Annotated in this window: 18 protein-coding genes and 1 pseudogene; 15 read left to right on the plus strand and 4 right to left on the minus strand. The window is 71.9% G+C overall.

Going from position 1 to position 21,173, the window contains the following annotated elements; all coding sequences use genetic code 11:
* The 3 genes and pseudogenes from H0487_RS15970 to H0487_RS15980 all read left to right on the plus strand — a co-directional run.
* Window positions 1–223 (plus strand): annotated as a pseudogene (locus H0487_RS15970) (hypothetical protein); the annotation flags it as partial.
* On the plus strand, window positions 220–3,192 hold the full coding sequence (locus tag H0487_RS15975; protein WP_183095225.1) for a bifunctional [glutamine synthetase] adenylyltransferase/[glutamine synthetase]-adenylyl-L-tyrosine phosphorylase: 2,973 nt from the start codon (window positions 220–222) through the stop codon (window positions 3,190–3,192). The pseudogene H0487_RS15970 and the gene H0487_RS15975, both read left to right, overlap by 4 nt.
* Window positions 3,193–3,404: 212 nt before the next feature.
* Window positions 3,405–3,968, plus strand: coding sequence for a manganese efflux pump MntP (locus H0487_RS15980; RefSeq protein ID WP_183095226.1), 564 nt, complete (start codon window positions 3,405–3,407; stop codon window positions 3,966–3,968).
* Window positions 3,969–3,978: 10 nt separating this feature from the next.
* Here H0487_RS15980 and H0487_RS15985 read toward each other — a convergent pair whose 3' ends face one another.
* On the minus strand, window positions 3,979–5,883 hold the full coding sequence (locus H0487_RS15985; protein ID WP_376766688.1) for an APC family permease: 1,905 nt from the start codon (window positions 5,881–5,883) through the stop codon (window positions 3,979–3,981).
* Between the two features lie 105 nt (window positions 5,884–5,988).
* Here H0487_RS15985 and H0487_RS15990 point away from each other — a divergent pair, with 105 nt between their 5' ends.
* The 10 genes from H0487_RS15990 (at window position 5,989) to H0487_RS16035 (ending at window position 16,561) form a co-directional block, all read left to right on the plus strand.
* Window positions 5,989–7,041 carry a sensor histidine kinase gene (locus H0487_RS15990; RefSeq protein ID WP_183095227.1) on the plus strand — a complete coding sequence of 351 codons (1,053 nt, stop codon included), beginning with the start codon at window positions 5,989–5,991 and terminating at the stop codon, window positions 7,039–7,041.
* On the plus strand, window positions 7,038–7,712 hold the full coding sequence (locus H0487_RS15995) for a response regulator (RefSeq protein WP_183095228.1): 675 nt from the start codon (window positions 7,038–7,040) through the stop codon (window positions 7,710–7,712). Before H0487_RS15990 ends, H0487_RS15995 begins: the two co-directional genes overlap by 4 nt.
* Before the next feature lie 101 nt (window positions 7,713–7,813).
* Complete coding sequence (locus H0487_RS23950; RefSeq protein ID WP_183095229.1) at window positions 7,814–9,331, plus strand: fatty acid desaturase; 1,518 nt, start codon at window positions 7,814–7,816, stop codon at window positions 9,329–9,331.
* Window positions 9,332–9,376: 45 nt separating this feature from the next.
* Window positions 9,377–10,252: a Gfo/Idh/MocA family protein gene (locus H0487_RS16005; RefSeq protein WP_183095230.1), complete on the plus strand. Its 876-nt coding sequence runs from the start codon at window positions 9,377–9,379 to the stop codon at window positions 10,250–10,252.
* Window positions 10,253–10,374: 122 nt separating this feature from the next.
* Window positions 10,375–12,429 carry an ABC transporter permease gene (locus H0487_RS16010; protein WP_183095231.1) on the plus strand — a complete coding sequence of 685 codons (2,055 nt, stop codon included), beginning with the start codon at window positions 10,375–10,377 and terminating at the stop codon, window positions 12,427–12,429.
* Between the two features lie 139 nt (window positions 12,430–12,568).
* Window positions 12,569–13,894, plus strand: a complete 1,326-nt coding sequence (locus H0487_RS16015; RefSeq protein ID WP_183095232.1) for an ammonium transporter — start codon at window positions 12,569–12,571, stop codon at window positions 13,892–13,894.
* Between the two features lie 39 nt (window positions 13,895–13,933).
* Window positions 13,934–14,272: a P-II family nitrogen regulator gene (locus tag H0487_RS16020; protein ID WP_183095233.1), complete on the plus strand. Its 339-nt coding sequence runs from the start codon at window positions 13,934–13,936 to the stop codon at window positions 14,270–14,272.
* Window positions 14,247–15,710 carry a phytoene desaturase family protein gene (locus tag H0487_RS16025; protein ID WP_183095234.1) on the plus strand — a complete coding sequence of 488 codons (1,464 nt, stop codon included), beginning with the start codon at window positions 14,247–14,249 and terminating at the stop codon, window positions 15,708–15,710. Before H0487_RS16020 ends, H0487_RS16025 begins: the two co-directional genes overlap by 26 nt.
* Before the next feature lie 26 nt (window positions 15,711–15,736).
* Window positions 15,737–16,228 carry a VOC family protein gene (locus H0487_RS16030; RefSeq protein WP_183095235.1) on the plus strand — a complete coding sequence of 164 codons (492 nt, stop codon included), beginning with the start codon at window positions 15,737–15,739 and terminating at the stop codon, window positions 16,226–16,228.
* Between the two features lie 57 nt (window positions 16,229–16,285).
* The gene (locus H0487_RS16035; protein ID WP_183095236.1) at window positions 16,286–16,561 is read left to right on the plus strand and encodes a hypothetical protein; all 276 of its coding nucleotides are present in this window, start codon (window positions 16,286–16,288) and stop codon (window positions 16,559–16,561) included.
* Between the two features lie 15 nt (window positions 16,562–16,576).
* Here H0487_RS16035 and H0487_RS16040 read toward each other — a convergent pair whose 3' ends face one another.
* The gene (locus H0487_RS16040; protein WP_220793474.1) at window positions 16,577–17,287 is read right to left on the minus strand and encodes an NAD(P)-dependent alcohol dehydrogenase; all 711 of its coding nucleotides are present in this window, start codon (window positions 17,285–17,287) and stop codon (window positions 16,577–16,579) included.
* A gap of 480 nt (window positions 17,288–17,767) precedes the next feature.
* Here H0487_RS16040 and H0487_RS16045 point away from each other — a divergent pair, with 480 nt between their 5' ends.
* On the plus strand, window positions 17,768–18,997 hold the full coding sequence (locus H0487_RS16045; RefSeq protein WP_183095237.1) for a lipase family protein: 1,230 nt from the start codon (window positions 17,768–17,770) through the stop codon (window positions 18,995–18,997).
* Window positions 18,998–19,009: 12 nt separating this feature from the next.
* Here the strand turns inward: H0487_RS16045 and H0487_RS16050 are convergent, their stop codons facing one another.
* Window positions 19,010–19,462 carry a nitroreductase/quinone reductase family protein gene (locus H0487_RS16050; RefSeq protein WP_183095238.1) on the minus strand — a complete coding sequence of 151 codons (453 nt, stop codon included), beginning with the start codon at window positions 19,460–19,462 and terminating at the stop codon, window positions 19,010–19,012.
* Window positions 19,463–19,481: 19 nt separating this feature from the next.
* Window positions 19,482–20,681: a cytochrome P450 gene (locus H0487_RS24340; RefSeq protein ID WP_220793475.1), complete on the minus strand. Its 1,200-nt coding sequence runs from the start codon at window positions 20,679–20,681 to the stop codon at window positions 19,482–19,484.
* A gap of 184 nt (window positions 20,682–20,865) precedes the next feature.
* Between H0487_RS24340 and H0487_RS16060 the strand changes: the two genes are divergently transcribed.
* The coding region (locus H0487_RS16060; RefSeq protein WP_183095240.1) for a TetR/AcrR family transcriptional regulator at window positions 20,866–21,173 on the plus strand (308 nt) is incomplete at its 3' end.

A 21,173-nucleotide genomic window follows, 5' to 3' on the forward strand; every position in this document is an offset into this window, starting at 1 on the left:
GTCCACCCCGCACGGGGAGGTCCAGGCGCTGCGCTGCGCGCCGACCGTCTGGGGCGTGCAGTGGCACCCCGAGGCGACGCCGGCGATCGTCGCGGAGTGGGCCACCCACGAGCCCGGCCCCCGCGCCGACGCGGGAGTCGCCGCGGTCGTGGAGGCCGATCCGGTGCTCGAGCGGTCGTGGGCCGACCTGGGGAAGGCCTTCGTCGCTACCGTGACCGCATGAATCGCGCGACGCTGCGGAGCGAGGTGCTGCGCCTCGGGTTCGCGGATGCCGACCGGGCACTGGAGGAGATCGCCGGGCTCGGGGACGCCGGCCACGAGCTGATCGCGATCATCGGCCGGAGCGCCGAGCCGAGCACCGCGCTCGCCGGTCTGGTGCGGCTGGCCGACGCCGTCGACGACCGTGCCGCGATGTTGAGCGCTCTCGCCGGCGACGAGGGCACAGCGATGCGGCTGCTCGGAGTGCTGGGGGCGAGTGCGGCGCTCGCCGACCATCTGGTGGCGCACCCCGAGCACTGGCGGGAGCTGACCAGCGCCACCCTCGGCACCACGCGACCAGCGGCGTGGGCGGTCCGCGGGGCCCTGCTCGAGGCGGTCGGTGCCGACCCTCGCGCGGCCGAGCCGGTCGCGACGCTGCCCGACGCGGCGGCCACCGACGCGCTGCGTGTCGCCTACCGGCGGGTGCTGCTGCCGCTCGCCGCGCGCGACCTGACCCACGAGCTCGGCGTCGACGACGCCGCGGCCGAGCTCTCCGACCTCGCCGCCGGCACGCTCGAGGCGGCCCTCGCCGTCGCCCGCGCCGCGATCGGGGCGGACGCCCACCAGGTCCGGCTGTCCGTCATCGCGATGGGCAAGTGCGGTGGGCACGAGCTCAACTACGTCAGCGACGTCGACGTGATCTTCGTCCACGAGCCGGTGGACGGCGCTGACGAGGTGGCGGCCGCGCGGACGGCGGCGCGCCTGGCGGCCCATCTCATGCACGTCTGCTCCGACCACACCGGCGAGGGCACCATCTGGCCCGTCGATGCCGCCCTCCGGCCGGAGGGCAAGGCGGGCGCGCTCAGCCGCACCCTTGCCGGTCACCGCGGCTACTACGAGCGGTGGGCGGCCGCGTGGGAGTTCCAGGCGCTGCTCAAGGCCCGTCCGGTCGCCGGTGACCTCGACCTCGGCCGGGAGTTCGTGGCGATGGTGTCGCCGATGGTCTGGTCGGTGGCGGACCGCGACGGGTTCGTCGACGCCGCACGGGCGATGCGGCGCCGCGTCGTCGAGCACATCCCCGCGAAGGAGGCGGACCGCCAGCTCAAGCTGGGGGTCGGCGGGCTGCGCGACGTCGAGTTCGCCGTCCAGCTGCTGCAGCTCGTGCACGGCCGGACCGACGAACGGATCCGTCAGCCCACCACGCTCAGCGCACTCGCCGAGCTGACCGAGGCCGGCTACGTCGGTCGCGAGGACGGGGAGGCGCTGCACACCGCGTACTCGTTCCTGCGGCAGATGGAGCACCGGATCCAGCTCTACCGGCTCCGCCGCACCCATCTGGTGCCCGACGACGACGCCTCCTTACGACGCCTCGGACGCAGCCTCGGGTTCATGAAGGAGCCGGCGGAGCGGCTGATCAGGACCTGGCAGCACCACCGGCGCGAGGTGAGCCGGCTGCACCAGAAGCTCTTCTACCGCCCGCTGCTCACCGCCGTCGCCCAGATCCCCGGCGACGACGTGCGGCTCTCGTCCGAGGCCGCCACGGCCCGGCTCGCCGCCCTCGGCTACGCCGACCCCGGCGCCGCGCTCCGGACCCTCGAGGCGCTCACGGCCGGCGTCACCCGCACCGCCAACATCCAGCGGGCGCTGCTGCCCGCGATGCTCCAGTGGTTCGCCGACGGGGCTGACCCCGACGCCGGGCTGTTCGGCTTCCGCCGCATCAGCGAGGCCCTCGGTCGGACTCCGTGGTTCCTCACCACCCTGCGCGACGAGGGCGAGATCGCCGAGCGGCTCGCGCACCTGCTCGCCACGTCGCGCTACTGCTCGGACCTGCTCGAGCGCGAGCCCAACGGGATCAAGCTGCTCGGCGGTGACCTCGTCCCGCAGTCCTCGGAGGTGCTCACCGAGGAGATGCTCTCGACCGCCGGACGTCAGGAGGACCCGGAGCGCGCCGTCCGCGCCGTCCGTGCCGTCCGGCGCCGTGAGCTGCTGAGCACCGCTGCGGGGGACGTCCTCGGGCTCATCGACGTCGCCGACGTGGGCAACGCGCTCTCCCGGATCACCGACGCGACCCTCGAGGCCACGCTCGCCACCGTCAGCGAGTCGGTCCGTCAGCAGCGCGGGCTCGCCACGCCGCCCACCAAGATCGCGATCATCGCGATGGGTCGCTACGGAGGCTTCGAGCTCTCCTACGGCAGCGACGCCGACGTCCTCTTCGTCCACGACCCCGACGAGGACGTCGACCAGCACCAGGCGGCGTCCTACGCCAAGGCCGTCGCCGAGGAGGTACGACGTACCCTCGCGCTGCCTGGCGGCGACCCGCCCCTGGTCGTCGACGCCGACCTGCGGCCCGAGGGCAAGAACGGACCGCTCGTCCGCACCCTCGACGCCTACGCCGCCTATTACGCGAAGTGGTCGGAGGTGTGGGAGGCCCAGGCGCTGCTGCGCGCCGACGCCGTCGTCGGCGACCGCGGGCTCCGGGAGCGCTTCACCGCCCTCATCGACCCGCTGCGCTACCCGGAGGCCGGGCTCTCCGGCGACGACATCATCGAGGTCCGCCGGATCAAGGCGCGCGTCGACAAGGAGCGGCTCCCGCGCGGTGCGGACCCCGCGCTGCACCTCAAGCTCGGCCGTGGCGGCCTCGCCGACATCGAGTGGACCGTCCAGCTCCTCCAGCTCCGCCACGGGGCGGCGCTGCCCGGCCTGCGGACGACCCAGACCCTCGCCGCGCTCGACGCGGCCGCAGCAGCGGACCTCTTGGCGCGCGAGGACGCCGAGGTGCTCGCCGCGGCGTGGCGTACCGCGAGCCGGGTGCGCAACGCCGCGACGCTGGCACGCGGGAAACCGGTCGACCAGATGCCCAAGCCGTCCCGGGAGCGGAGGGCCGTCGCCGGCATCCTCGGCTACCCGCTCGACCAGTCCGACGCCATGGTCAACGACTACCTGCGGGTGACCCGACGTGCCCGCGACGTGGTCGACCGGGTCTTCTGGGACTGACGCGCACCCCGGCACCGGGGACGGGCGCCGAAAAATAGGCGTCGGGCCGTGACCTCTGGGGGGGTCGGCCACGGCCCGACAGGACCATCATTACACACCGACTTCGGCTTCCTGTCATCACCCTCGGGGCGGTTGGATGATGTCGTTCCGCTCGAATCGGTCCCGGCGGAGCCGGTGATCAGGTGGCGTGCGGACGGTGGTGGGATGGTCTCGTGACCACTCTGGAGATCTTCGTGCTGGCGGTCGCGCTGGCGATGGATGCGGTGGCTGTCTCGCTCGCGGAGGGGATGCAGCTGCGGCGGCCGCGGTGGCGTGACGCGCTCCTCGTGGCGGGGATGTTCGGGCTGTTCCAGGCCCTGATGCCGGTGCTCGGGTGGGTGCTGGCGTTCCAGTTCGCCGACGCCGTCAGCGAGGCGACGCCGTGGATCGCGTTCGTGCTGCTGCTGCTCATCGGCGGCAAGATGCTCAAGGAGTCGTTCGAGGAGGACGACGACCACCACGGCGCGACCCCGACGGTGACCGTCCGCTCGGTGACGCCGCTGGCGATCGCGACGTCGATCGACGCAGCCGCGGTCGGCGTGACCTTCGGTGTCCTCGAGGTCGACGTCGCGCCGGCGGTGACCGTGATCGGCGTCGTCACCTTCGCGTTGTCGCTGCTCGCGGTGTTCGTCGGCGCGCGGGTGGGCGAGCGGCTGGGCCGCTGGGCGACCCTCGTCGGCGGCGTCATCCTCGTCCTGATCGGCGTGCGGATCCTGCTCGCCCACCTGCTGGGCTGAGGCGGGTCGCTCAGCCCACGTGCACGTGGGGTCGCCGAGAGCGGTCGCGCTCGGCCCGGCGCAGCACCTCGCGGGTGAGCGGAGCGACGTCGCCGACCCCGAACAGGAGGAACCGCCCGACGTGGAGAAGCGGGTTGCCCTCCGTCCACTCGAAGTAGATGTGGGGTCGGACACCGGTCCGGTCGCGGAGGTCGAGCACCAGCGACGCCAGGGCGTTCGGGATGGACGCCGCCTCGACGGTGAGCACCCGGTACTCACCGTGGAGGACCTCGCCGTGCACGTCGATCCGGCTCTCGAAGTCGGAGTAGTCCTTGACGGTGACCTCGATGAAGATGATGTCGCCGGTGTCGGGGAGGTCGTGGTCGTCGATGACCTGTCGGATCTTCGAGCGGTACTCCTCGGCGTCGCGGGCGTCCGGTTCGTTCGCGATCAGCCGGATGTTGCGGCGGCGGGCGACGTCACGGACGAACGACTCGGCCCTGGCGTCGTACGCGATCTCGGTGGTCCGCAGCTCCAGCGACCGCACCATGCGGGAGAGCAGCGAGATCGCGATGATCGCGGCGATGAAGCAGCCGCCGATCTTCACGCCGTCCGGCCGCTCGATGATGTTGTCGCCGGTCGTGTAGACGAACACCAGGCAGATCAGGCCGAAGGCGACGGTCAGCTTGCGTTGTCCGGCGCGCCGCGCGGCGAGCGTCGCCGCTACGGCCGCCGATGTCATCAAGACCAGCACCCCCGTCGCGTAGGCGCCGCCCTGGGCGTCGACGTCGGCGTCGAAGATCCAGGTGATGAGGAAGGCGGTCAGGGTCAGGATGACGACGAGGGGCCGGACGGCGCCCGCCCACTCCGGCGACATGCCGTAGCGCGGCAGGTAGCGCGGGATGAGGTTGAGCATCCCGGCCATCGCCGAGGCGCCGGCGAACCACAGGATGAGGATCGTCGAGACGTCGTACACGGTCCCGAAGTACTCGCCGAGGTAGTCGTGGGCCAGGTAGGCCAGAGCGCGGCCGTTGGCGCTGCCGCCGTCCGCGAACTCGGCCTCGGGGATCAGCAGGGTCGTCACCAGGCTGGAGCAGATCAGGTAGACGCTCATGATGCAGGCGGCGACCGTGAGCAGTCGCTTGGTGTTGCGGATCCGGCCCGCCGGCCGCTCCGGGTCGTCGTCCGGGTCGCCCTCGACATGGCTCATCACCGCGACGCCGGTCTCGAACCCGGACATGCCGAGGGCGAGCTTGGGGAACAGGGTCAGGGAGACCGCGATCATCAGCCCGATGTTGCCGTGCTCGGCGGTCAGCGCCGTGGACCAGTCGGTGACGAGGTGTCCGTCCTCGAGCACGTGGAAGGCGGCGACGGCGATCACGATCGCGTTCAGCGACAAGAACAGCACCACCAGGCCCACCGCGAGGCCGATCGCCTCGCGGAAGCCCTTGAGGAAGACCCCGCCGAGGAGGGCGACCAGGCCGAGGGTGATCCAGAGCTCCTGGCCGTGCAGGACCTCCGGCACGTGCGGGTTCTCGACGATGTGGACGCTCGCGTCGGCCGCGGACAACGTGATCGTGATGATGAAGTCGGTGAGGGCGAAGCCGAGCAGCCCGAGCACGAAGACCTTGCCGCGCCACCGCGGCAGGAGGCGTTCGAGCATGGCGATCGACCCCTGACCGTGGGGGCTCTCGGCAGCGACCCTGCGATAGATCGGGAGCGCCCCGAACAGGGTCAGCAGGACGAGGATCAGGGTCGCCAGCGGGCTGAGGAGCCCGGCGGCGAGGAACGCGATGCCGGGCTGGTAGCCGAGCGTGGAGAAGTAGTCGACGCCGGTCAGGCACATGACCTTCCACCAGCGGTGCGGCCGCTCGCCGCTCTCCGGGTGGGTGGTGGCGGCGTCCGCGGCGTCCAGATCGAGACTCACGTCCCTCATGAAAGTCCCTCGGCGCACCGGTTCGACCGTCACTAACGAACCCCTAACGGAGCCACTCCGCCGCCGCAGGGTCGCGGAGCTCCAGGGGCGGTCACAATGGCGGGCATGCGGTCGGGGAGTCTCAGCGGACGACGCGTCGGAGCGGGCTACCTCCTCGCGGGGGTCGGCCCGTCCGCGCTGGTGGCGGTCCTGGTACCGCTCCGCGACACGATCAACCTCGCGGGCGATGTCGCCCTGTTCCTCGTGCTCGTGGTCGCGGCGGCCCTGGTCGGTGGGCTCGGACCAGCCTTGGTGTCGTCCGCGGTCGCGGTGGCCGCGCTGAACTTCTTCTTCACGCCGCCGTTCCACACGCTGGCCGTCAACGACCCGAGCAACGTCGTGGCGCTCGCGGCGTTCGTCGTGGTCGGCGTGATGGTGAGCTGGCTGGTCGACGTCGCCGAGCGGCGAGCGCAGGCCGCGGCAGCGGGTGCGCAGATCGAGGCCGCCGACCGGCTGCGAGCGGCGCTCCTGACGGCCGTCGGACACGACCTGCGCTCGCCGCTCGCGGCCGCGAAGGCCGCAGTCTCCGGGATGCGCACCGACGACGTCGCCCTCGACGAACGCGATCGCGACGAGCTGCTCGAGGCGGCCGACGGCGCGCTGGACCGCCTGGCAGGGCTGGTCGACAACCTCCTCGACATGAGTCGGCTCCAGGCCGGTGCCCAGCCGGTGCACCTGCGTCCGATCGCCGTCGAGGACGTCGTGGCCCGTGCCCTCGACTACCTGGGCGTCGAGCCGCGGACGGTGCTGCTCGAGGTCGAGGAGGACCTGCCCGACGTCCTGGTCGACCCCGGGCTGCTCGAGCGGGCGGTCGCCAACCTGGTGGCCAACGCCCAGCGGTTCGCCCCGCCGGGTGAGCCGCCGGTCCTGCGGGTCGACGAGCACGACGGCGCCGTCCGGCTCCAGGTGGTCGACCGCGGTCCAGGAATCCCCGCGCCGGCTCGGGACCAGGTCTTCCAGCCCTTCCAGCGGCTCGGCGACAGCGGGACCGGGCTCGGGCTCGGCCTGGCCCTGTCCCGCGGGCTCGTCGAGGCCATGGGCGGCACGGTGACACCGGTCGACACTCCCGGTGGCGGACTCACGATGGTCGTCGTCCTGCCGGTCGGGGGCGCGTCGTGACCCGGGTGCTGGTCGTCGACGACGAGCCGCAGATCCTGCGGGCGCTCCGGATCAATCTCGCTGCGCGGGGGTACGACGTCGTGACCGCACCCGACGGAGAGAGCGCGATCGCGGCAGCCCGGGCGGACCTTCCGGACCTGGTGGTCCTCGACCTGGGGCTCCCTGACCTGGACGGGGTGGACGTGATCACCCGGCTCCGCTCCTGGACCGCGATCCCGATCCTGGTGCTGTCCGGTCGGACCGACAGTGCCGACAAGGTGGACGCGCTGGACGCCGGTGCGGACGACTACGTCACCAAGCCGTTCGGGATCGACGAGCTCCTTGCCCGGCTGCGTGCGATGGTCCGGCGCTCGGGAGCGGGGGAGGGCGAGCCGCCGGTGACCTTCGGTGACGTCGTGGTGGACCTCGCGGCCACGCGGGTGACGGTGGCCGGCGAAGAAGTGCGGCTGACTCCTACCGAGTGGCACCTGCTGTCGGTGCTGGTGCGCAACCCGGGTCGGTTGCTGAGCCAACGCCGGCTCCTCCTCGACGTGTGGGGTCCTGGCTACGAGACCGCACAGGGCAACCTCCGGCTCTACATGGCCCAGCTGCGCCGCAAGCTCGAGGCGGACCCGGCGCGGCCGACGTACTTCCTCACCGAGCCGGGGATGGGCTACCGGTTCGACCCGTGACGAACTTTACAAACAGATGCCTCTTGTCAAACTAGGTTTACAAATCGTATGCTCGTGTCAAGTTCGATGCGTCGGTACGGCGCTGAAGGAGGCACAGGTCGATGACGACCCAGAGCGACACCAAGAGCGAGACCCAGGACGCGAGCACGCGCGACTGGAACGACAAGAAGCGCTACCTCTGGCTGCTCGGGCTGGTGGTGCCGAGCATCGCCTTCCTGGCGTTCGCCGGCTACACGCTGCTCGGCTGGAGCGCCGCCCTGTGGCTGGGGCCGATCCTCGTCTTCGTCATCATCCCCATCCTCGACGTGATGATCGGCCTCGACTCCGAGAACCCGCCGGACGACCTCATCGAGGCGCTGGAGAACGACAAGTACTACCGCTGGATCACCTACGCCTACCTCCCGATCCAGTACGCCGGGCTGGTGGCGGCGATGGCGATGATCGCAGGCGTCAACCCGCTCACCTGGACGGCGGATCTCGTCGGCGCGACCGGCTGGATCGCCGACACGCTCAGCCCGCAGCTGGTGGCCGACCTGAGCCTGTCGGTCGCCGACAAGATCGGTCTCGCCCTCTCCGTCGGCTGCATCGCCGGCATCGGCATCAACACCGCGCACGAGCTCGGCCACAAGCGCGAGGCCAACGAGCGCTGGCTCTCCAAGGTGGCGCTGGCCCAGAGCTTCTACGGCCACTTCTACATCGAGCACAACCGCGGTCACCACGTCCGGGTCGCGACCCCGGAGGATCCCGCCTCGTCCCGCCTGGGTGAGACGTTCTACCAGTTCTGGCCGCGCACGGTCGCCGGGTCGCTGAAGAGCGCCTGGGAGCTCGAGGCCAAGCGCTACGCCCGCAAGGACACCCACCCGTTCCACCTCGGCAACGACGTCCTCAACGCGTGGCTGATGTCGGTCGTGCTGTTCGGCGGGCTGATCGCGGTCTTCGGCCTCGAGGTCGCGCCGTACCTGCTGCTCCAGGCCGTCGTCGGGTTCTCCCTGCTGGAGGTCGTCAACTTCCTCGAGCACTACGGGATGCTGCGCCAGAAGGTCGGTCCCGAGGGCAAGCAGCGCTACGAGCGGGTCAGCCCGTCGCACTCGTGGAACAGCAACAACATCGTCACCAACGTGTTCCTCTACCACCTGCAGCGTCACAGCGACCACCACGCCAACCCGACCCGTCGCTATCAGACGCTGCGTGCCTTCGACGAGTCGCCGACGCTGCCCATGGGGTACGCCGGCTGCATCGTGATGGCTCTCTTCCCGCCGGTGTGGCGTGCGGTCATGGACGACAAGGTCGTCGCGCACCTGGGTGGCGACGTGACGCTCGCGAACATCCAGCCGAGCAAGCGCGAGAAGTACTACGCCAAGTACGGCGCCGTCGAGCACGCGCCGGCGATCGCCGAGGACATCTCGGCGCAGGACGTCCAGGGCGAGGTGCTCGCCGCGAGGTGCCCCGGTTGCTCCTACGTCTACGAGGTGGCCGCGGGCGCCGAGCACGAGGGCTTCGCGGCCGGCACGGCCTGGAACGAGATCCCCGACGACTGGTGCTGCCCCGACTGCGGCGTCCGGGAGAAGGTCGACTTCGTCCCGGTCGACCCGGAGACGCTGGCGGTGGCGGCGCGCTGAGCGTGCACTGAGGCGTCGCTCGGAGCGATGCGCCAGAGTGGGCGCATGCGCTTCGGACTGATCGGCACCGGGCCGTGGGCACATCGTGTCCACGGCCCGGCGCTGTCCAGCACGCCCGGCGTCGAGCTCGTGGGTGTCTGGGGGCGGTCCGCAGAACGGGCAGCAGCGTTGGGGGCGACCCTCGGGTGCCCGTCGTACGACGACGTCGAGGCGTTGATCGCCGAGGTCGACGCCGTCGCGTTCGCGGTGCCGCCCGACGTCCAGGCCGACCTCGCCGTGCTGGCGGCTCGGTCCGGGCGGCACCTGCTGCTGGAGAAGCCGGTCTCCCTGCTGACGGAGGGCGCGGTGGCGGTCCGCGACACCGCGCGGGCCCACGGGGCCGCGTCGCTGGTGTTCCACACCGACCGGTTCATCCCGTCGGCCCGGGGCTGGTTCACCGAGGTGCAGGGGAGCGAGGGATGGCGGGGCGGCTGGCTCCGCTGGCTGTCCTCGCTCCAGGTGCCGGGCAACGCGTTCGGTGCGTCGCCCTGGCGGCAGGCGCGGGGTGCGCTGTGGGACATCGGGCCGCACGCGATCTCGACGCTCACCGGTGCGCTCGGCCCGATCGAGGAGGTGCGGGCGACCGGGGGAGCGGCCGACCTGGTCGTCCTCGCGTTCGGCCACGCCTCGGGCGCGACGAGCACCGCGACGCTCAGCGTCTTCGCGCCGCCCGCCGCCGCCGGCTTCGAGGCAGCGGTGTGGGGTGATCGCGGTGTGCTGCCGATGCCGCCGCGGCCCGACGACGCCGTCCTCGACGCGTTCCGCACCGCCGTCGCGGAGCTGGTCGTCAGCGCGACGTCCGGCGTCGCCCACCCGCTCGACGCGTCGTTCGGCGTGCACGTGGTCGGCCTGCTCGCCGACGCCGCCCGCCAGCTCGGCTGACCGGCCCGGAAACGATGTGAGGACTCTCTCGGCGTTGCAGTGTTCAGGAACGTGGCGAACCCCTACCGTGTTCTTTACGGTTTGCTGTTGCTTGTAAAACGCTGTTCCCGCGGAGGGTGATGATGGACCTACTTGCAGAGTCGGCGCCGCCGGCCGGTGGTGCGGCATTCGACGAGATCCTGATCGCCGGCGTGCTGGTGGGCGTGACCTACCTGCCGCTGGCCTGGTTCCTCCTGCGCGAGCGCGCCGACAAGCCGACGATGCTCGGCCGGGCGGCGGACGCGGCGAGTCGCAAGACCGGCATCCCGCGCTGGGCGGTCATCCCGATCCCGCTCGCCGTCGTCTCGCTGGTGACGGCCGGCTTCGGCGTCTACTGGGACGTCCCGATCCACATGCAGAACGGGCGCGACGAGGGGCCGCTGGCCAACCCGTCGCACTACCCGATCCTCTTCGGCATCCTGGGCTTCCTGGCCGCCGGCGTGATCTCCGCCGGCCTGGCGAAGGACCCGCTGCCGCGTCGTACCGTGCGGTTCTCCCGCAGCTGGAACGTCCCGATGGGCGCGATGGTGCTGCTCGGCGCCGGCCTGATCGCGGCCATCGGCTTCCCGCTCGACGACCTGTGGCACCGCCTCTTCGGTCAGGACGTCACCGAGTGGGGCCCCACCCACGTGATGATGATCGGCGGTGCCGTCACCTGCTCGCTCGGTGCGCTGCTGCTCCTCGCGGAGTCGCACCAGGTCGGGTGGCGCCCCGCCGGGCTCCCGCTCTTCATGGGCCGGCTCGCGCACCTCGGACTGACAGTGTTCGGCAAGATCCTGCCGCCGGTCGGCCGGGAGGCACCCGCGGACCGGATCGAGGACCGGGTGGCCTGGACGACGCGGGTGATGATCACGATCACGCTCGGCCTGTGCATCATCCCGATGGCGTTCCTCATGGAGTTCGACCTCGGTGTGCCGCAGTTCCCCGCCGCCACCCTGTTCATCATCTCCGGCTTCCTGACGGCCTGGATCTTCGTCGCCGGCCGGATCTTCTTCGGTCCGGGCGGGGCGCTCCTGACGTGGGCGACCTACCTGGTCATCCGGCTCCTGATCTTCACCATCACCCTGCCGGTCCCCGACATCACCCGGGCCCGCTGGCTGCTGTTCATCGGCGCGGCGCTCCTGGTCGAGGGTCTCGCCCTCGTCGTCCGCAGCCGCGGTGCGCTGTTCGCCGGTACGGCGGGCGTGCTCGCCGGCGTCGGCGGGATGGCGCTGGACTGGTGGTGGATGGGCGTGTTCATGCCCTACCCGCTGCCCCCCGAGACCGACCAGATGCCGCTGCTGCTCGGCGTGGCCGCCGTCGCCGGGCTGGGCGGTGGCCTGCTCGGCTGGTCGTTCGCCCACCACCTCGAGCGGACCGCGGGCCTGCCCGCCGAGTCGCGACCGGTGCGGGTCGAGGCCGACGACCGCGGCCGCTGGCTCGGTACGTCGGGCGTGGCACTCTTCGTCGTCCTCATGGGCGTCTTCGGAGTGCCGACGGCGCACGGCGCCACCGAGGCGAAGAAGGTGTGCGACGACAACGGCTGCCGGACGACGTACGAGCCCCAGGACGACGACGTCATGTACGGCACCGTCTCCTACGCCGACGACTGCATCGGCCAGGACCGCTGCACGTCCGTCGTCACGATCCTCGCCGACCCGCTGGACGCGACCGACGACGCCGTCTGGTTCTCCGCGATCGCCTACCAGGGCAACAAGGAGAACGACGACTCGGTTCCCGGCAACGGCATCCTGACCACGGCGATGGAGGCGACCGGCAAGCCCGGCGAGTTCCGCACCGCGGACCCGCTCCCGCTCTACGGTCGGTGGAAGGTGTTCCTCCGCCTGCACCTGGCACCGACCACCATGGTCGCGCTGCCGCTGCACATGCCCGAGGACGCCGCGATCGACGGCGCTGCCGCGGGCCTCGTCCTCGCCGAGAACGGCGACGTGGTGCCGTTCGTCCACGAGCCGTACCTGCTCCAGCGTGAGCGCAAGGACGGGGTGCCGGTGTGGCTCTGGACCGTCATGTACAGCGCCGTGATCGCGAGCTGGCTGGCGCTGCTGGGCTTCTTCGGCTGGTGCTACGCCGGCGCCGCGCGCGCGGCCGGGAGCACGGCGCCCCGGCACCGCGACACGGTCGGGACGCCGAACGGCTGAGCCGTCTCCGCACCTGTTAACGCACACGTAACACGTGGCGCGATCCTGTTACGCCATCGAAACACCGCACCAAGAACCTTGTGCGGTTGCCTCGCCGGTCGTCCGACCGGCGGGCCCGGAATCGTGAGGTGAGGACCTGATGACGACCCCGCAATTGGCTGCCGTCGCTGCCATCGACCCGACCGCCACCGCAGCGGGAGACACCGCCTGGTTGCTCGCGTCGGCCGCTCTGGTGCTGTTGATGGCACCCGGCCTGGCCATCTTCTACGGCGGCATGGTGCGCTCCAAGAGCGTCCTCAACATGATGATGATGGTCCTCGGCGCGCTCGCCGTGGTCACCGTCGTCTGGGTCGTCGTGGGCTACTCGATCGCCTTCGGCGACGACGTCACCCTGGGGCTCTTCGGCGACCCGACGCAGTACTTCGGCCTCAAGGGCCTGGTCGAGGCCGACCCCGAGGCGCGGATTCCGGGGATCCTCTTCGCGATGTTCCAGGGCCTGTTCGCCGTCATCACGGTCGCCCTCATCGCCGGTGCGATCGCGGACCGTACCCGGTTCGGGACCTGGCTGGTCTTCTGCGCGGTCTGGACCGTGCTCGTCTACGCCCCGGTCGCGCACTGGATCTTCGACTTCGACGCCGAGGGCCACGTCGGCGGCTGGATGGCCAACAAGCTCGGGGCCCTCGACTTCGCCGGTGGTACGGCGGTCGAGATCAACTCCGGTGCCGCCGGTCTCGCCGCCGCCCTGGTGCTGGGCAAGCGGCTCGGCTTCGGGCGCGACCCGATGAAGCCGCACAACCTGACCCTGGTCATGATCGGCGCCGGCCTGCTCTGGTTCGGCTGGTTCGGCTTCAACGCCGGCTCCGCGCTCGGCGCGAGCCACCTGGCCGCGATGGCCTTCGTCAACACGCTGGTCGCGGGCTGCACCGGCCTGCTCGCGTGGCTCCTGGTGGAGCGCGTCCGCGACGGGCACGCCACCTCCTTCGGCGCGGCGTCCGGAGCCGTCAGCGGTCTGGTCGCGATCACGCCGTCCTGCGGCGTCGTGACCCCGATCGGCGCGATGGCCATCGGCGTCGCCGCCGGCGCGATCTGCGCGCTCGCGGTCGGCCTCAAGTACAAGCTCGGGTACGACGACTCGCTGGACGTCGTGGGCGTCCACCTGGTGGGTGGCCTGGTCGGCACGATCCTCATCGGCCTGCTGGCCTCCTCCGACGTCGCAGCCGTCGACGGCCTCCTCTACGGTGGCGGTCTCGACCAGCTCGGCAAGCAGCTGGTGGCGGCAGGCGCCACGCTCGTGTTCTCCTTCACCATGACCGCGCTCATCGTGTGGGTCCTGGAGAAGACCATGGGCTTCCGGGTCGCTGAGGACGACGAGTCCGCGGGTGTCGACCTGGTGCTGCATGCCGAGACGGCGTACGACCTCCACGCCGCCACCGGCGGCAGCCGCCCGCACTTCGGCGGGAACTAGGCAGCGGGACCCAGCGGAACCAGGCAAGGGAGAACATCGATGAAGCTGATCACCGCCGTCATCCGGCCGCACCGTTGGGAGAACGTCCGGGAGGCTCTCGAGCTGCTCGGGATCTCCGGCATGACGCTCACCGAGGTGAGCGGCTACGGGCGCCAGAAGGGCCACACCGAGGTCTACCGGGGCGCGGAGTACGACGTGCTCCTGGTGCCGAAGGTCCGGATCGAGATCGTCGCGGAGGAGCCCGACGTCGACGGGATCATCCAGGCGATCCAGTCCTCGGCCGCCACCGGCAAGATCGGTGACGGCAAGATCTGGGTGAGCCCCGTCGAGTCGGTGCAGCGCGTGCGGACCGGTGAGACGGGACCCGCCGCGATCTGACGGCCGCCGCGCGGTCGTCGTCGGCAGCGGGCCCAACGGGCTCGCGGCCGCCATCCGCCTCGCCCACGCGGGGGTGGCGGTCACCGTCTACGAGGCCCACGAGCGGCCGGGCGGCGGCACCCGCAGCAGCGAGCTCACGGTGCCCGGCGTCCTCCACGACGAGTGCGCTGCCTTCCACCCCACCGGCGTCGCCTCGCCCTACCTCGCCTCGCTCGGTCTCGAGCGTCACGGCCTGCGCTGGCTGTGGCCCGAGATCGACCTGGCGCACCCGCTCGACGACGGGAGGGCAGGTCTCGCTGCCCGTGACCGGTCGCACACCGAACGGTCGCTCGGTGCCGACGCCCGGCGCTGGGAGCGGCTCTTCCGCAGCGCTACCGACAACTTCGACGCGTTGATCGGGGAGGTCTTCCAACCGGTGCTGCACGCGCCGCGCCACCCGGTCGCGCTGGGCCGGTTCGGCGTCCACGCGCTCAGGCCCGCGACCTGGACCGTCCGCCGCTTCCGCGACGAACCGGCCCGCGCCCTCTTCATGGGCGTCGCCGCGCACGCCTTCCACCGCCTCGACACCCCGTTGAGCAGCTCGGTCGGGATGATGCTGACCGCCGCGGCCCACACGGTCGGCTGGCCGGTGGCCGAGGGCGGCACCGAGAACATCACCCGCGCCCTGGTCGCCGAGCTCGAGGCGTACGGCGGCAAGGTCGTCTGCGGCACGAGGATCACCTCGCTCGACCAGGTCCGCGACCTCGCCGGCGCGCGTCCGGAGACCGTCATCCTCGACACCGCCCCGGCCGGGGCGCTCCGGATCGTCGGCGACGCCCTTCCCGGCCGCGTACGACGAGCCCTCGACCGCTACACCTACGGCCCGGCGGCGTTCAAGGTCGACCTGGCGATCGAGGGCGACATCCCGTGGACGAACGAGGACTGCCGTCGCGCCGGCACCCTGCACCTGGGCGGCACCGCAGCGGAGATCGCCGCGGTCGAGAAGGCGACCGGCCGCGGCACCATGGCCGACCGGCCCTTCGTGCTGCTCGGCCAGCAGTACCTGATCGACCCGTCGCGCTCCCGGGGCTCGGTGAACCCGATCTACGCCTACGCCCACGTCCCGCACGCCTACGAGGGCGACGCGACGGAGGCGATCCTGAACCAGGTCGAGCGGTTCGCGCCGGGCTTCCGGGAGCGTGTCGTCGCGATCTCGACCCGCAACCCGGCGGGCCTGGAGGCCCACAACGCCAACTACGTCGGCGGCGACATCGCCGCCGGTGCCAACACGGCACGACAGATCGCCCTGCGGCCGCGGCTCGCGCTCAACCCCTACGCGCTCGGCGTCCCTGGCGTCTACCTGTGCTCGTCGGCAACGCCGCCGGGAGCGGGCGTGCACGGGATGGGCGGGTTCCACGCCGCGGAAGCGGCGCTCCGCCGTCGGGTCGAGCCGTTCTGACCCTGCGCCGTGCGTAGGGTCGGGCCATGACGATCGCTTCCGGGCCCGTGACCCAGCTCGCCTGGGTGGTCGAGGACATCGGTGCCGCCGAGGAGTTCCACCGCGCGCACTTCGGCGCGGGGCCGTGGACCCGGATGCCCGACGTCCGGTTCGGGCCCGAGGAGGCGACCTTCCGCGGCGAGCCCGCCGACTTCACCGCGCACGTGTCCCTCGGCTATGCCGGCGACCTCCAGCTCGAGCTGATCCAGCCGGTGGCGGGGGAGTCGATCTACACCGAGTTCCTCGCCCGGTCCGGCCCCGGGCTGCACCACCTCTGCTTCGAGACCGACGACCTCGACGCCGCCGTCGCGCGGGCGCGGGCGGCCGGTCTCGACGTCCCGCAGCAGGGCGTGATGGCGGGCGGGCTGATGTCGTTCGCCTACGTCGACGGCGCCGCCTGGGGCGCGCCGTACGTCGAGCTCGCCCAGCTGACCGACGACATGCGGGCGTTCTACGCCGCGATCAAGAACGGCGGCTAGCAATTACTACAGCGCTGTAGTAAGTTCCTCGCCAACGTGATCCAGGCTGGAGGAACGATGACCGCGACCAACGCCGATGCGACGGAGCCCACCACGAGGGGGACTGCCGCACAGGAGACCGACGAGAAGCCCTGGACGCTCGGCGAGAAGCTCAGCGCCGCGGGCTTCCTGCTGGCTTTCTACGTCCTGGTCGGGCTGGTCTGGGCCGACAGCCACGTCGCGAACTTCGACGCGTTCGGCATCGAGAAGCCCATCACCTACGCGGCGCACGTGGCGGCCTGGCCGCTCCTGATCTTCGTCGACCTCGACGTGCTCGGCCTGCACCTGACCTGAGACGTGGCCGCCCGCTCAGGGGTGGATGACGAGGTTGCCCACCTTCCGCCCCGAGTCGATGCGGGCGTGCGCGACAGCGACCGCCTCGAGCCCGTCGCCGACCCGGGCGTCGTCGATGACCGGGGTCAGGTGTCCGTCGCTGACGAGCTGCAGCAGGTGGGCGAAGTCCTCGGCTCGCTCCGGAGCCGCGCCGGCCTGGACGTTGCCGCGGGCGCGGAGGGTGTCACCGAGCCCGGCCACGACGAGCTGGAGGACGCCCCGCTCGGTGAGGAGCCTTCGTCCCGAGGCCGGCGTGAGGTTGCCGACGGCGTCCAGCACGACGTCGTACCGCTCGGCGACCTCGCTCAACGGGGTGGTCGTGTAGTCGATGACGTGGTCGGCGCCGAGCTTGCGGACCAGCGGGAGGTTGATCGTGCTCGTCACCCCCGTCACGGTCGCGCCGAGGTGGCGTGCGAGCTGCACGGCGGCGGAGCCGACCGCGCCCGAAGCGCCGTTGACGAGGACCCGGTCGCCCGGGCCGACCTCGGCCTTGTCCCTCAGGAAGTGGAGCGCCGTGCTTCCACCGAAGAGCGCGGCGGCAGCGTCGTCATGGCTCACGCCCTCGGGCTTCCGGACCAGGCGGGCGACCGGGACGGCGACGAGCTCGGCGTGGGTGCCCAGTCGGAGCCCGGTCATGCCGGACACGGCGTCGCCGACCGCGAGGTCGCCCGTCGCCGTCTCGACCACCCCGGAGAAGACACCGCCGAGGACCGGGCACCGCGGCCGGCGCAGGCCGAACGCGAGGCGGGCGAAGGGCCCGAACCCCCGCGGGNCGCGGCCGGCGCAGGCCGAACGCGAGGCGGGCGAAGGGCCCGAACCCCCGCGGGAAGCGGGCACCTCGGATGCGGGCATCGCCAGCGGTCACCGCCGCCGCCCGCACGCGGACGAGGACCTCGCCCTTGCGGGGGACCGGCGGCGGCAGGTCGACGACCCTGACGACGTCCGGCGGTCCGTACCGCTCGACGACTGCTGCCCTCATCTGCGCTCCTCGGGTGACGTCCGGTGGGACACCAGGCTGACCGGTCGCGACGTCGGCCGACAAGGCTCGCCGGGGGATCTGGTGGGACGGTCAGGGACATCCCTGAGGACCGCGAACCAAGTGAAAAGGTCTCTTTCCTACTTCGCTCGGTCGCGCCTAGGTTGGCGCCACCCCGACCTGGAGGTCCGATGCTCCGCAGGCTCCTCGCCGCCTTGATCGCGCTCGTCGCGCTCGCCGCCCTGACCGCCGTCCTCACCGGGCCCTCGGCCCCGTCGGCCGGTGCGGCAGGCGGCATCCCCGTGCCGGACGAGGACCCGTTCTACGCGCAGCCCGCCGACCTCGCGGCCTCGGAGCCGGGCGACGTCCTGGACTCCCGGGAGGTCGAGGTGAACGCCTACTCGATGCCGCTCCCGGTGCAGGCGTGGCAGGTGAAGTACCGCTCCGAGGACAACAGCGGGCGGCCGACCGCCAACGTCACCACGATCATGGTCCCGGACCGGCCGTGGACCGGCGCCGGGCCGCGGCCGCTGCTGAGCTACCAGACCGCAGAGGACAGTGCCGGCACGCACTGCGCGCCGTCGTACGGGCTGCGCGCCGGGTTCGCCGCGCCCGTCGCCAACGCCGAGTCGGGCCTGATGGCGATGGCGCTGAACCGCGGCTGGGCCGTCGTCGTCCCCGACTACCAGGGCCCCGACTCCCAGTTCCTCGGCGGGTACGGCGAGGCGCGCGGCGTGCTCGACTCGCTGACCGCGGTGCGGGACTTCGCGCCGGCCGGCGTCCAGGACTCGCCGATCGGGATGACGGGCTACTCCGGCGGCGCCGTCGCGACCACCTGGGCCGCCCAGTACCAGCGGGCCCTCGCTCCCGGGCTGCCAATCCGTGCGGTGTCGCTCGGCGGCGTCGTCGCGGACTACCGCTCCACGATCAAGCAGTTCGACCTGCTCGGGCTCGACGGCATCGTGATGATGGGGGTCGCCACGGTCAGCCGGTCCTACCCGGCGGAGAACCTCACCTCGAACCTCAACGCGCGGGGGATGGAGGTGCTCCGCGGCGTCGAGCGGGCCTGCATCCACGAGGCGCAGGCGCGCTACCCGCTGGTGCGCCTCAACCAGCTGACCAAGGTCCCGAACGTGCTCGACACCCCGCCGATCGTCGCGTTCCTGCGCCGGATCAGCCCGCTGGGGTACGCCGGCAACCCGATGGCACCGGTCTTCATGTACCACGCGACGCTCGACGAGCTGGCGCCGATCCGGCCGGCCCGTGAGCTCTTCCGCCGGTTCTGCGCGGCGGGTGTGGCGGTGAAGAAGGTCGAGACACCGCTCGGCGAGCACTTCAGCGAGACCGTCCGCGGCTTCCCGTCGGCACTGCGCTACCTGGACGACCGGTTCGCCGGCAAGCCGGCGCCGTCGTCCTGCTGAGCCTCGTCGGGCTCAGGCCGAGGTGAGGACCACGATCGGCAGCGGCCGGGTGGTCCGGGTGCGGTACTTCGCGAAGGTCCCACGGTTGGCCTTGTTGCAGAGGGCGAACAGCCGCTCGTAGTCCGGGTCGTCGGTGCGCAGGACGCTGGCCGTCGCGGCGACCCGGCGGACGCCGACCTGGATCTCGACGGCCGGCGTCGCCTCCAGGGTGAGGATCCAGGCGGGGTCGCGGCGGTGGCCGCCGTTGGAGCCGACGACGAGGTGGCGGCCGGCGTCCTTGGCGTAGACCAGGGCCGTGGTACGGGTCTGGCCGGTCTTGCGGCCGGTCGTGCGCAGCAGCAGGGTCGGCATCCCGGCCAGCAGCCGGTGGCCGACCACCCCGCGGGACCGCTCGTAGACGGTCTGGTGCAGGTCGAGGGTCTTGAGGAAGACGTCGCGCTGGCTCGGGAGGCCGGGAACCTTCATGGGCCGAGCATCCCACTCCTCAGGTGAAGGTGAGCCCGAGCGTCCGGTGGCGGCGCACCACGATGCTGGGGATCCAGGACGGTGGTAGGTCGGGGTCCAGGGCGAAGGACGTCGTCCGCTCGAGGAGCACCCGGACGGCAGCGATCGCCTCCATCCGCGCGAGGTGGGAGCCGACGCAGAAGTGGATGCCCTTGCCGAACGCGACGTGCTGGCGGATGAGTGGCCGCTCCAGGTCGAGGGTGTCGGGGTCGGGGAACCGGGCCGGGTCGCGGTTGGCGCCGCCCCAGAGGAGCAGCACCGTGCTCCCGGCCGGGATCGCCACCCCGCCGAGCGCGGTGTCGGCCGGGACGCTGCGGTAGTGGCCGCGGAACGGCGACTCCAGCCGCAGCGCCTCGTCGAGGAACGGGTCGATGAGCGCCGGGTCGGACCGGAGCCGCTCCTGGAGGGCCGGGTCCTCGGCGAGCAGACGGGCCGCGGTCTCGATGAGCGCGGCCGTCGACTCCGCACCGGCGGCGACCAGCTGGATGAGCAGGAGCACGACCGTCGAGTGCTCGAGGTCGCCGCGGGCGACGGCGTCGGCGAAGACGCCCATCAGGTCGTCCTGCGGGTCGGCCTGCGCGAGGGCGAACTGCTCGCCGAGGTAGGTCGCCAGCTCGATGGTCGCCGTCGTGAGGGCCTCGACCCGGGCCGGGTCGACGATGCCGCTCAACATCTCGGTGGCGTCGTACGCCCGGGCCAGCAGGTAGGGGAGGTCGGCCTCCCGCAGGCCGATGAGGGTCGAGAGCATCGCGAGCGGCAGGCGCTCGGCCATGCCCTCGACCCAGTCGATCCGGCCGTCCGCCGCGTGGTCGTCCCAGAACCGGTCCGCGGCCTCGTCGCACGCTTCCCGGAGCGCCCGGATCCGCTTCGTGAGGGTCTGGGTGACCAGGCCGCGGTGGAGCTTGTGGTCGGGGTCGTCCGCGGTGGCGAGCACCTGCTCGACGGTGCCGGCCCCGTCCATGGCGAGGGGGTGGGGGACCAGGCTTCCGGGCTCGGCGCACATGATCGAGCGCAGGTGCGAGGAGAAGTCGGCGGTCCGGGCGTTGGCCTCCTGCACGAGGTCCCAGGTCGAGACCAGGAAGAAGTCCGTGCCCGGCACCCGGTGGACGGGATCGGTCTCCCGGAGCCGGGCCAGCGCGGGATAGGGGTCCTCGACGGTGGCGGGGAGGAAGAGGGTCACGACGCCCATGGTGGGGACCGCCGGGACGCCGGTTCAAGGGTCTGCGAGCAAGTGAGACGTCGGCTCCGACGTGACCTGACACGGTTGTCTCAGCGGGCGTGGGCGACAGGCGCGCAGGACTGGTCACGGAGCGTCGCTCTGTCTTAGTCTGAGACAAAGATCTTCGACCGTCTCAGGTGGTGCCATGCCCGCGAACGACGACTGGCTCACCGGGGGCAACCGCCGGGAGCAGGCGGTCGCCGCCATCCACGCCGCGGCCCGGGCCGAGCTCGTGGAGCGCGGGATCGACCGGTTCAGCGTCGAGCGGGTGGCGACCAGGGCCGGCTGCTCGCGCGCCACGCTCTACCGCGTCGTCGGCGGCAAGGGGGCGCTGCTGCGCACGGTGCTCGCCGACGGCGCGGCGCGGGTCGCCGACCGGGTGCGGGTCGCCACCGAGGGTCTCGACGGCGAGGCCCGGGTGGTCGAGGCCGTGCTCGTGGCCGTCGAGCGGAT

The organism is Nocardioides stalactiti (genome assembly GCF_014180715.1).
In the GTDB taxonomy this organism is placed as follows: Bacteria; Actinomycetota; Actinomycetes; order Propionibacteriales; family Nocardioidaceae; genus Nocardioides; species Nocardioides stalactiti.

Bases quoted from the DNA above. Each gene is read 5' to 3' on its own strand.
- H0487_RS16020 (WP_183095233.1), top strand. From the start codon at position 13,934: ATGAAGCTGATCACCGCCGTCATCCGGCCGCACCGTTGGGAGAACGTC.
- H0487_RS16015 (WP_183095232.1), top strand. From the start codon at position 12,569: ATGACGACCCCGCAATTGGCTGCCGTCGCTGCCATCGACCCGACCGCC.
- H0487_RS16010 (WP_183095231.1), top strand. From the start codon at position 10,375: ATGGACCTACTTGCAGAGTCGGCGCCGCCGGCCGGTGGTGCGGCATTC.
- H0487_RS23950 (WP_183095229.1), top strand. From the start codon at position 7,814: ATGACGACCCAGAGCGACACCAAGAGCGAGACCCAGGACGCGAGCACG.
- H0487_RS16035 (WP_183095236.1), top strand. From the start codon at position 16,286: ATGACCGCGACCAACGCCGATGCGACGGAGCCCACCACGAGGGGGACT.
- H0487_RS16005 (WP_183095230.1), top strand. From the start codon at position 9,377: ATGCGCTTCGGACTGATCGGCACCGGGCCGTGGGCACATCGTGTCCAC.
- H0487_RS16030 (WP_183095235.1), top strand. From the start codon at position 15,737: ATGACGATCGCTTCCGGGCCCGTGACCCAGCTCGCCTGGGTGGTCGAG.
- H0487_RS15975 (WP_183095225.1), top strand. From the start codon at position 220: ATGAATCGCGCGACGCTGCGGAGCGAGGTGCTGCGCCTCGGGTTCGCG.
- H0487_RS16050 (WP_183095238.1), bottom strand. From the start codon at position 19,462: ATGAAGGTTCCCGGCCTCCCGAGCCAGCGCGACGTCTTCCTCAAGACC.
- H0487_RS15990 (WP_183095227.1), top strand. From the start codon at position 5,989: ATGCGGTCGGGGAGTCTCAGCGGACGACGCGTCGGAGCGGGCTACCTC.
- H0487_RS15985 (WP_376766688.1), bottom strand. From the start codon at position 5,883: ATGAGGGACGTGAGTCTCGATCTGGACGCCGCGGACGCCGCCACCACC.
- H0487_RS16045 (WP_183095237.1), top strand. From the start codon at position 17,768: ATGCTCCGCAGGCTCCTCGCCGCCTTGATCGCGCTCGTCGCGCTCGCC.